Genomic DNA, 10,732 nt, shown 5'->3' with positions numbered 1-10,732 from the left:
TAAAGACTTGAACTGTTTTAATCTTGATACCACTTCGGCTTTTGTTAGCGTTTGCATTCTATCGGTTCCAAATTTTTCTACACTAAAGGAAGCCAGATTCGAGCCGTGTATGATGGCATTTTTCATATTTTCGAAAGTGATGTTATCTGTTTGCGCTAAATATCCTGAAAATCCTCCTGCAAATGTATCGCCCGCTCCTGTTGGATCAAAAACTTCTTCAAGTGGCAATGCTGGAGCAAAAAATACATCTTTATCATGAAATAATAAAGCGCCGTGTTCTCCTTTTTTAATTACAACATATTTTGGTCCCATGGTTTGAATTTTAGCTGCTGCTTTGACCAATGAATATTCACCAGATAATTGACGGGCTTCTTCATCATTAATTGTTATTACGTCAACACGTTTTATTACATTCAGTAAATCTTCAAGAGCGCAATCCATCCAAAAATTCATGGTGTCTAAAACGACCAATTTTGGTTTGGTTTCCATTTGATCCAAAACGTCGCTTTGAACTATTGGATGCAAATTGCCAAGCATAACCACATCTGCATTCTTAAAATTTTCAGGAACTACAGGATTGAAATTTCCTAAAACATTGAGCTCGGTAACCAAAGTATCGCGAGAATTCATATCGTTGTGGTATTTTCCGCTCCAAAAGAATGTTTTTCCGCCTTTTACAACTTCAATACCTGAAATATCTATATTTTTATTAGAAAATATGTCTAAATATTCTTGAGGAAAATCTTCGCCAACTACAGAAACAATTGCAGTTTGAATATCGAAATTTGAAGCTGACAATGCAATAAATGGAGCTGCTCCTCCTAAAATTTTATCTGTTTTCCCAAAGGGTGTTTCTATGGCATCAAAAGCGACGCTTCCTACAATTAAAAGTTTGTTCATTATGTAAAAGTAAATTAAAGTGCAAAGATAGTTTTTAAGTTGCAGAGTTGCAAAGGTTGTGAGTTGGAAAGTTTTATATATTGTCTTTGATAGCTATTGCCATGACTTTTATTTTTGCGCCAGCAGGCAAAGCTGCGGCTTAGTAAATCGTTCTTGCTGGTTTTCTAGCTACTTCAAACAAAGAATCAAAATAAGGATTTACAAATTCTAAATCCTTTAAATTGGTAAAGGCAATATCAATAAATACAATTTCATTAATACTAAATCCTGTTTTTTTTAAAACAGCTAATAAATTATTAAAAGCCAATTCGGTTTGCTCTTCAATTGTACCATCAATAAATTTCCCTTCTGAATCAACGGATATTTGTCCACTAATGTGACAATAATTCCCAGCAACTACAGCTTGACTTATTGGAGCTGATGTTTTTGGAATATTTACACCTGTAGTTATGAATTTTCTATTTGACATATTTAAAATAATTTATCGTCTTCTTTTTCATAAAATGCATCTACTGAAAGGTCTTTTAGTCCTGATGCATAAACTGCCAATTCATCGCACCGTTCATTTTGTTTATGATTATTGTGTCCTTTTATCCATTTAAAGTCCACCTGGTGTTTTCTGTAAATTATTAAAAAACGTTTCCATAAATCTGGATTTTTCTTTCCTACAAAACCTTTTTTTTCCCAACCAAAAACCCATTTTTTTTCGACAGAGTCGATAACATATTTTGAATCGGAGACTACCAAAACTTTTGTGTTTGGGTTTTTGAGTTTTTCTAAACCAACAATTACGGCTAATAATTCCATTCTATTATTGGTTGTATGACGAAATCCTTCGTAGAATTCTTTTTTGAAAGTCGTTCCAATCAATTCCATAACAATACCATAACCACCATTTCCAGGGTTACCTTTGGCTGCTCCATCTGTGTATATGTGAACTTGGTGACTCATTTTTAGATTTAAGATTCAGGATTTAGGATTTCAAAAATGACCTCAGGAAAATATTCATGTTCTAAAGTCAAAACTTTTTGAGCAATTTCTTCCCTAGTTTTGCAATTTGTTACTGAAACACTTTTTTGAAATATAATTTTACCCTCATCATAATTTTCATTTACATAGTGTATCGTTATTCCAGTTTCGGTTTCCTTGTTATTAAAAACTGCTTCATGCACGTTCATTCCATACATTCCCTTTCCTCCATGTTTTGGTAAAAGTGCTGGATGTATATTGATAATTTTATTTGGATAGTGTTTTACAATATTTTCGGGAAATTTCAACAAAAAACCTGCCAATACAATTAAATCAGGTTTTAGTTCAATTAATTTTTTTAATACCAATCCTTCCAAAAGCTCACTTTTGTTAAATATTTCAAATGGAATATGTAAATTTTTTGCTTTTTCTAATACTTTGGCATCAGGATTGTTAGTGAATATCGTGAATGCGTTATCTTGACTTCTTTGTTTTAGTTTTATTATGATGTTTTCGGCGTTTGAACCCGAACCTGAAGCAAATAGTACTACATTTTTCATTTATTCAGTAATTAGTATTGCACAAAAAAAAGAATAATAAATGATAATAAATAAAATTAAGTCGTCTTTGTTAAATAATTTTTTTAAATTCGTATTCATATTTATTAACTAAAGCGTGGATTTAAAATAAAGTTTTTTATTTTTGCCAACAAATTAAATTTTAAAATTAAAGATTATGTCAGACATTGCATCAAGAGTAAAAGCGATTATCGTAGATAAATTAGGCGTTGACGAGAACGAAGTTGTACTAGAAGCAAGCTTCACAAATGATTTAGGAGCTGATTCATTAGACACTGTTGAGCTAATTATGGAGTTCGAAAAAGAATTTGACATTCAAATTCCAGACGACCAAGCAGAAAACATTGCTACGGTAGGTCAAGCTATTTCTTATATTGAAGAAGCAAAAAAATAATATTATAAACATCTGCAAATTTTAAAACTTGCAGATGTTATTATTTTTATGCCTTTTAAAAATTATAAAGATTTTTGAAAACATTGATTGTATTACAATCATTAAAATAATTATGTAATACCCAATAGTTTCTTTTAGTGAATATTAAAAGTGCGTTGGGTATTTTTACATTAAACAAAACCAACCAATATGCAGTTAAAAAGAGTAGTAGTAACAGGATTAGGCGCATTAACTCCCATTGGAAATAATATTCAAGAATATTGGGAGGCTTTAATAAGCGGCAAAAGTGGTGCAGCGCCTATAACGTACTATGACACTGAAAAACACAAAACTAAATTTGCATGCGAAATAAAAAACTTCAATGTAGAGGAATTTGTGGATAGGAAAGAATCGCGCAGAATGGATAAATTTGCACAATATGCTATTGCAGCAAGTGAGGAAGCTATTACAGATGCTGGAATAACAAAAGACAATGTCGACAAACACCGAGTTGGTGTTATTTGGGGTGCAGGAATTGGTGGATTGGAAACTTTTCAAAATGAAGTGATTGATTATGCAAAAGGAGATGGAACACCAAGGTTTAATCCTTTCTTCATTCCAAAAATGATTGCTGATATTGCTCCAGCTCATATTTCTATGAGAAATGGTTTTATGGGTCCAAATTATACTACTGTTTCTGCTTGTGCTTCTTCTGCTAATGCTATGATCGATGCTTTCAACTACATTCGTTTGGGCATGTGTGATGTAATTATAACAGGAGGTTCTGAAGCCGCTGTAACTATTGCTGGAATGGGAGGATTCAATTCTATGCAAGCCTTATCAACCAGAAATGAAAGTCCAGAAACAGCTTCAAGACCATTTGATGCCAATCGTGACGGATTTGTCTTGGGCGAAGGTGCAGGCGCATTGGTACTTGAAGAATATGAACATGCCAAAGCGCGTGGTGCAAAAATATATTGCGAAGTTGGCGGTGGCGGTATGTCATCTGATGCTTACCACTTAACAGCGCCACATCCAGAAGGAATTGGAGTAATTGCTGTAATGAATAATACGCTTCGAGATGCTGGATTGAAACCAGAAGATATTGATCACATCAATACGCATGGAACCTCAACCCCACTTGGAGATGTTGCAGAATTAAAAGCCATTAGCGCAGTTTTTGGAAACCATGCCAAAAATATAAACATAAATTCTACCAAATCGATGACTGGTCATTTGCTTGGTGCTGCTGGTGCTATTGAAGCTATTGCGGTTATTTTAGCGATGAAATATGGTATAGTTCCTCCAACCATCAATCATGAAACGATTGATGAAAACATCAATCCTGAATTAAACTTAACTTTAAATGTTGCTCAAAAACGTGATGTAAAAGTGGCTATGAGTAATACTTTTGGTTTTGGAGGTCACAATGCTTGCGTATTGTTCAAAAAATTGGAAGCATAATTTATTTATGAGTTTAATAAAAAAAATATTTTCTAATTCCCGTTCTCCAGAAGACGGGATTTTTTTTGATAAAATTGAAAGAATTCTAGGTTTTAAACCTCTTAATTTATTAAATTTTCGGAAAGCATTTACCCACAGGTCAATGAATAAATTTGATGATAAAGGCAATGCTTTAAATTATGAAAGATTAGAATTTCTTGGTGATGCTATGCTCGGAAGTGTTATTGCAGCCCATTTATTCAATCAAGTTCCAACGGGAGATGAAGGTTATTTGACAAAAATGCGTTCAAAAATTGTAAGCCGCGAACATCTCAATGAGCTTGGAAAAGACATGAATTTAATACAATTTATAGAAAGCAAAGTTACTGTTCAGAATTTTGGGGAAAATATTCATGGCAATCTTTTTGAAGCATTTATTGGAGCTGTTTATTTGGATAGAGGTTTCGCTTACTGCGAAAAATTTATCCATAAAAAAGTAATTAAGCCGTATGTGAATATCGATCAGTTGGAAGGAAAAGTAATCAGCTACAAAAGTTTACTGATCGAATGGTGTCAGAAAGAAAGAAAAACTTTTCATTTTGATGTATATGATGATGAAGACGCAGGAAAATTAAAATATTTTGCTGTAAAATTGAGTATCGATGGAAAAGTGATTTCAAAAGCTAGAGCAACATCAAAGAAAAAGGCTGAAGAAATTGCATCAAAAAGAGGCTATTTTGCATTCCAATCAAAAATTGATAATAAATAATTTATTTTATAAAACTATATCGTTTTCGTAAATAATTTAACAAAAACCTAAATTCCTTAAGTGGTTTCTATCATTTAGAAATACTATATTTACAACTTATTTTGCTAGATTATGGCGATTCACAAACTTCATTTAGAAGATTTTGATCAGATAGATTATAATTTAATTGCTATTTATTCGTCTCTTGAAGATTATAAATTGGCATTTAAATTAAATCAAAATTTATCAATTCTCTTATGCAAAAATGATAATGAAATTCCTATTGAAGTTCAAGAGAAAGTAACCTATTTTTCCCGCTTTACTTTTGAAGATGAAGAAAAAATGATGGTTTGGGATTTAATTCAAAACAAGCAAGAAATTCAATTGCCAGTCAAAACTGCAACTATAAATCTTTTTGAAAATAAAAATGTAACCCAAAGAGTCGCACTTGTTTCAGAATTAAAAAAAGTGGATTATTTTCTAAAAATTGAATACAATTCGCATTGCAAAATAGCAGAAATAGTCGCAAATATAAATAAAATAGATTCTATCAGTGCCGTTTATGAAATAAACGCAGATAAAATCAAATCAAAAAATAATTTAATTTTTTAACAAATGCCAACAAACAAAAAAACTAAAATTGTAGCCACTCTTGGTCCAGCCTGTAGTACAAAAGAAGTATTGAATGATATGATTAAAGCTGGAGTTAATGTTTTTAGAATTAACTTTTCCCATGCAGATTATGATGATGTAAAATCTAAAATTGATATTATAAGAGGTTTAAGTGAAGAATTTGGATACACAACAGCCATACTTGGCGACTTGCAAGGTCCAAAACTTCGTGTTGGTGTCATGAAAGAAGATGTTGTCGTAAATCCTGGCGATATTATTACTTTTCAAACTGCCGAAGATGTTCCTGGAACTGCCGAAAGAGTGTATATGAATTACAAGGAATTTCCTAGAGATGTAAATCCTGGAGAAAAAATATTGCTTGATGATGGTAAATTAATGTTTGAAGCCATTGAAACCAACAGGACTACCGAAGTTGTTTGCCGGGTTATTCAAGGTGGTCCATTAAAATCTAAAAAAGGGGTCAACTTGCCAAACACCAAAGTTTCGCTTCCTGCTTTGACCAAAAAAGACATAAAAGATGCCATTTTTGCTATTGAACAAAAGGTAGATTGGATTGCACTTTCATTTGTTAGAACCGCTGAAGATTTAATGGAATTGCAAGATTTAATTGCCAAACATTCTGACCATAAAATTCCAATTATTGCTAAAATTGAAAAACCGGAAGGTGTAGAAAATATTGATAAAATTGTAGCGTATTGCGATGGATTGATGGTTGCCCGTGGGGATTTGGGTGTGGAAGTTCCTGCGCATGAAGTTCCGTTAATTCAGAAAAAATTGGTCAACAGAGCAAAAACTGCACGAATTCCTGTAATCATTGCAACCCAAATGATGGAAACCATGATTACAAGTCTTACGCCTACACGTGCAGAAGTGAATGACGTAGCCAATTCTGTAATGGATGGTGCCGATGCGGTGATGCTTTCAGGAGAAACTTCAGTTGGAAATTATCCAGTTCAGGTAATTGAAAAAATGACACAAATTATTGAAGCTGTGGAAGATTCTCCGCTCATTCAAGTACCACAAAATACACCACAGGTTCGTACCAAACGTTTTATTACAAAATCCATTTGTCACCTCGCTGCCATGATGGCAAACACGATTAAAGCAAAAGCTATTTGTACATTGACCAATAGTGGTTACACTGCCTTCCAAATTTCAGCTTGGCGACCATCTGCCCATATTTTGGTTTTTACTTCCAACAGAAGAATTTTAACCCAATTAAATTTACTTTGGGGCGTAAAATCATTTTATTATGATAAATTTGTAAGTACCGATGATACAGTGACCGACGTAAACGAAATTGCTCGTGTCAAAGGTTTTGTTGACAAAGGCGATTTTTTAATCAATTTAGCAGCAATGCCAGTGACAGATAAAGGAATGGTTAACACTTTGAGAGTTTCAGAAATAGAATAATTTAAATTGTAAAAATATGAATTCAAGTAATCCTTTTTTTAAGAATAAAAATTTTACCAATACTAGTAAGGCTGATGTATTAGACAATGCAGATGTGATGACCATTTCTGGAACCATCAACAAAAGTTTAATTTTATTAGGCCTTTTGGCAATAGCTTTTGCAGTAACATGGTATATGACTTTTCAAGGATACAATCCAATGGTATTGACCATAGGCGGTGCCATTTCTGGATTTGTATTGGTTTTAATTACTTCTTTCAAACCAGAATATTCAAGACAATTGGCGCCAGGTTATGCTATTTGTGAAGGTTTATTTTTGGGCGGAATATCTGCCATATTTGAGTTAACAAGTTATGCAGGTATTGCTATGCAAGCCATAAGTGCCACTATGGTAACATTTGTAGTTTGCTTTATGTTGTACAAATATGAAATAATTAAAGTCACAGAAAAATTCAAATCTGTCGTAATTTCTGCTACTATCGCCATTGCAGCATTTTATTTGATTTCATGGCTATTATCAATGTTTACAAGCTACCAACCTGTTCATTATGGAAATTCTTGGATGAGTATTGGAATTAGCATTTTTGTGATTATTATAGCATCTTTAAATTTATTTTTAGATTTCAATCAAATAGAAAAAGGCGCATTAAATCGCAATCCGAAATATATGGAATGGTTTTCTGCTATGGGATTAATTATAACTTTGGTTTGGTTATACGTGGAATTTTTGAGGCTTTTATCAAAATTAAGTAGAGACTAAAAATAAAATTTTATAAAAATCACAAACCCGACAGATTTGAAATTTGTCGGGTTTTGTTTTAAAATAAGTTTCAGTTTTATTTTTTTGATATAAATTTTTCTATGTCGTTTATTACATTTAAATCAACATTTCCTTTGATAGCGTATTCTTTAGGATCAGATTGAGATTCGCCAGACATAAATAAATGATTTAGTTTTGGATAGCTAATAAATTCTGCCTTCTTGTTATTTTTCAATGTTTGTTTCCATATTTCAAAATCTTTCATGGTCACTTGGTAATCTCTTTCGCCTTGCAAAATTAAAATAGGGATTTTTACTTTTTTAATTTCTTTCATTGGATTATAATCTAAAACAGATTTCCAATAGTATGCGGAAGTATCCAGCGGAAGCTTGTCCTTTGGCGTTTGCAAATTAAACGATTTAGAATTTAAAAAGGCAATTTGTTCTTTTACTAGCTGCTTGGCTTGTCTTAATTCTTCAGTAGGCGTTAGTTTGTACAAATATTCATACTGCTCAATTAAAAGTTCACAAACTGGTCGCGCATTTCCTGCCAGAAGAATAATTTTCGAAATTTGTTGTGATTTATTCGCTATTCTTGGCAATAAGTATGCACCCGCACTATGTCCTAAAACTATAATTTCATAACCCGTAAATTCTTTATTATTTTTAAAATAGGATATAATATTGATGATATCGTTGGTTACTTCGTCATCAATTGTACTTGTATCTTTGAAAGTTTCTGGGTTTGAATAAGTTCTTTTATCGAATCTGTAGGATGCAATTCCTTTTGCAAATAAATTTTCGGCAATTTCTTTGAAGGGTTTATTTTCAAATATTGTTTCATCTCTGTCACTTGACCCAGAGCCATGAACAAAAATAACCAGCTTGTTTTTATTATTATTTTCAGGTATTAAAATAGTTCCTTGAAGTTCTATATCATTGCTTTTTACATTGAAATCTTTTCCTAACGAATTTTCTTTTTTGAGCTCTTTGTGTGGCACAAAGAAAAATCCAATTATTTTTTTATTTTCACCAAAGGATATTTTTATGTCCAATTTTATGTTTTCAAAATCAGAATAGTAAGTATATGTTTCTTTTTCATTGCTGGTTTCAATTATAGATTTGAATTTTCCCAATTGTTTTTCTAATTTTTCAGCTGTCTCTTTCAAAAAAGATTCTGAGATTTTAGTTTTCATTGATTCATCAAAAAAAGTATAGACTTTTGGATAATCTTTTTCTTGAAGAAGGATTTGTATGAAAGCTCTTCCAGTTTCTTGGTTTTGTGATTTGGAGATTATAGATAGTAGTAAAAATGCAATTGTAAATAGTTTATTTATTTTCATTTTTTAAAGAGGTTTCTGTTACGTAAAAATAACATTAAAAATCAAGTTTTAATTGAACAACCACAGTTTTCTTAATTTCTGTGTTGAGGTTGGAAAGCGAAATTCCTAAAAGCCTGACTGAATTTTTCATTTTTTCCTGATACAAAAGTTCTTTGATAGTTGAAAAAATAAGTCCCTTGTCAGAAATAAAGTAGGGCAATGTTTTGCTTCTGGTTTGTTGTGAAAAATCGCTATACTTTATTTTTAAGGTCACTGTTTTACCAGAAATTTTGTGTTTCAAAAGTCTTCGTGACAATTCCAAAGCAATTTGCTCCAAACGTTCTTCCATATAAATTTCGGAAGTTAAATTGGAATCAAATGTATGTTCTGCTGCGACAGATTTGGTGATTCTATTGGGTTTGACTTCACTGTTGTGAATGCCACGAACAATGTAGTAATAGTGTGTGCCACTTTTTCCAAAATGCAATTCCAAATATTCTAATGTTTTTGATTTTAGATCTTTGCCTGTAAAAATACCTTGCTGGTACATTTTTTCGGTGGTGACTTTTCCAATTCCGTAAAACTTTTTAATGTCTAAATTTTCTAGAAAATATTGCACTTCTTCTGGATTGATGGTTTTCTGTCCGTTGGGTTTGTTAAAATCTGATGCGACTTTTGCTACAAATTTATTGACTGAAATGCCAGCGGAAGCTGTCAAACCAACTTCTTCAAAAATTCGTTGTCTTATTTCCTCGGCAATAAGGGAAGCACTTGGATTTCCTTTTTTGTTTTGAGTTACATCCAAATAAGCTTCGTCTAGTGATAGCGGTTCTACCAAATCTGTATAATCAAAAAATATTTTTCTTATTTTTTGAGATATTTCTTTGTAACGATCGAATCTTGGTGACACAAAAATTAAATCGGGACAATTTCGTTTGGCTTGCGCGCCACTCATGGCACTTCTCACGCCAAATTTTCTGGCTTCATAGCTTGCTGCAGCTACGACCCCTCTATTTTCGCTGCCTCCGACTGCCAATGGTTTTCCTATTAAGTCAGGATTGTCCAATTGCTCAACCGATGCATAAAAAGCGTCCATATCCACATGGATAATTTTGCGTTGCAGTTGTTGGGTTTGGTTATCAGACATAATACAAATTTAAAATTATTTGGTCGAAATATAATAACATATTCGATATTGTAGAAAGTTTAATTTTTTAAAAAAATGTATCTTTGGATTGATTAACCCATAGACCAGATTACTTCACTACACTTTTATTTTAATAGGAGTTTAGTGAACGTTGTTTGAAACGGAAATTCTTTTTAAAATTGAAGTGTAAAGCTAGAAAACCTCCAAAAAAATGATAGAAATAGAACGTAAATTTTTAGTTTTATACAATGATTTTGAATCAATTGCTGTTTCCAAAAACAGAATTGTACAAGGATATTTGAACTCGAATCCTGAGCGTGCAGTCCGAGTGAGAATAAAGGGAGACAAAGGTTTTTTGACCATAAAAGGCAAAGGAAATGATAGCGGAACGACAAGATTGGAGTGGGAAAAAGAAATTGATGTTCGTGATGCCGAAACTTTATTGTC

At 32.3% G+C, this 10,732-nt stretch carries 13 protein-coding genes; 7 read left to right on the top strand and 6 right to left on the bottom strand.

Going from position 1 to position 10,732, the window contains the following annotated elements:
- The 4 genes from RMN92_RS13210 to RMN92_RS13195 form a co-directional block, all read right to left on the bottom strand.
- A partial coding sequence (locus RMN92_RS13210) for a PfkB family carbohydrate kinase (protein WP_309609906.1) occupies nucleotides 1-900 on the bottom strand: 900 nt, incomplete at its 3' end.
- Nucleotides 901-1,039: 139 nt separating this feature from the next.
- Nucleotides 1,040-1,369, bottom strand: coding sequence for a RidA family protein (locus RMN92_RS13205; protein ID WP_309609905.1), 330 nt, complete (start codon nucleotides 1,367-1,369; stop codon nucleotides 1,040-1,042).
- Nucleotides 1,370-1,371: 2 nt separating this feature from the next.
- A complete protein-coding gene (rnhA, locus tag RMN92_RS13200) occupies nucleotides 1,372-1,851 on the bottom strand; it encodes a ribonuclease HI (RefSeq protein ID WP_309609904.1) in 480 nt (159 codons plus the stop codon).
- An 8-nt stretch (nucleotides 1,852-1,859) separates the two neighbouring features.
- On the bottom strand, nucleotides 1,860-2,429 hold the full coding sequence (locus RMN92_RS13195; protein ID WP_309609903.1) for a phosphoribosylglycinamide formyltransferase: 570 nt from the start codon (nucleotides 2,427-2,429) through the stop codon (nucleotides 1,860-1,862).
- A gap of 175 nt (nucleotides 2,430-2,604) precedes the next feature.
- Between RMN92_RS13195 and RMN92_RS13190 the strand changes: the two genes are divergently transcribed.
- The 6 genes from RMN92_RS13190 to RMN92_RS13165 all read left to right on the top strand — a co-directional run bounded on the left by RMN92_RS13190 (nucleotide 2,605) and on the right by RMN92_RS13165 (nucleotide 7,817).
- Nucleotides 2,605-2,841, top strand: coding sequence for an acyl carrier protein (locus tag RMN92_RS13190; protein ID WP_014082856.1), 237 nt, complete (start codon nucleotides 2,605-2,607; stop codon nucleotides 2,839-2,841).
- Between the two features lie 189 nt (nucleotides 2,842-3,030).
- Nucleotides 3,031-4,284 carry a beta-ketoacyl-ACP synthase II gene (fabF, locus tag RMN92_RS13185; protein WP_309609902.1) on the top strand — a complete coding sequence of 418 codons (1,254 nt, stop codon included), beginning with the start codon at nucleotides 3,031-3,033 and terminating at the stop codon, nucleotides 4,282-4,284.
- A 7-nt stretch (nucleotides 4,285-4,291) separates the two neighbouring features.
- Nucleotides 4,292-5,032: a ribonuclease III gene (rnc, locus tag RMN92_RS13180; protein WP_309609901.1), complete on the top strand. Its 741-nt coding sequence runs from the start codon at nucleotides 4,292-4,294 to the stop codon at nucleotides 5,030-5,032.
- A 111-nt stretch (nucleotides 5,033-5,143) separates the two neighbouring features.
- Nucleotides 5,144-5,623, top strand: coding sequence for an IPExxxVDY family protein (locus tag RMN92_RS13175; protein WP_309609900.1), 480 nt, complete (start codon nucleotides 5,144-5,146; stop codon nucleotides 5,621-5,623).
- A 3-nt stretch (nucleotides 5,624-5,626) separates the two neighbouring features.
- Nucleotides 5,627-7,057, top strand: coding sequence for a pyruvate kinase (pyk, locus tag RMN92_RS13170; protein WP_309609899.1), 1,431 nt, complete (start codon nucleotides 5,627-5,629; stop codon nucleotides 7,055-7,057).
- A 16-nt stretch (nucleotides 7,058-7,073) separates the two neighbouring features.
- The gene (locus RMN92_RS13165) at nucleotides 7,074-7,817 is read left to right on the top strand and encodes a Bax inhibitor-1/YccA family protein (RefSeq protein ID WP_309609898.1); all 744 of its coding nucleotides are present in this window, start codon (nucleotides 7,074-7,076) and stop codon (nucleotides 7,815-7,817) included.
- Nucleotides 7,818-7,893: 76 nt separating this feature from the next.
- Here RMN92_RS13165 and RMN92_RS13160 read toward each other — a convergent pair whose 3' ends face one another.
- Together RMN92_RS13160 and dinB are read right to left on the bottom strand one after the other, a co-directional pair.
- A complete protein-coding gene (locus tag RMN92_RS13160) occupies nucleotides 7,894-9,159 on the bottom strand; it encodes an alpha/beta fold hydrolase (RefSeq protein ID WP_309609897.1) in 1,266 nt (421 codons plus the stop codon).
- Between the two features lie 34 nt (nucleotides 9,160-9,193).
- Nucleotides 9,194-10,285, bottom strand: coding sequence for a DNA polymerase IV (gene dinB, locus RMN92_RS13155; protein WP_309609896.1), 1,092 nt, complete (start codon nucleotides 10,283-10,285; stop codon nucleotides 9,194-9,196).
- A 211-nt stretch (nucleotides 10,286-10,496) separates the two neighbouring features.
- Between dinB and RMN92_RS13150 the strand changes: the two genes are divergently transcribed.
- A partial coding sequence (locus tag RMN92_RS13150) for a CYTH domain-containing protein (protein WP_309609895.1) occupies nucleotides 10,497-10,732 on the top strand: 236 nt, incomplete at its 3' end.

This window comes from Flavobacterium sp. (assembly GCF_031363805.1).
Taxonomy (GTDB): domain Bacteria; phylum Bacteroidota; class Bacteroidia; order Flavobacteriales; family Flavobacteriaceae; genus Flavobacterium.
This window is presented reverse-complemented; position numbering and strand designations above follow the sequence as displayed.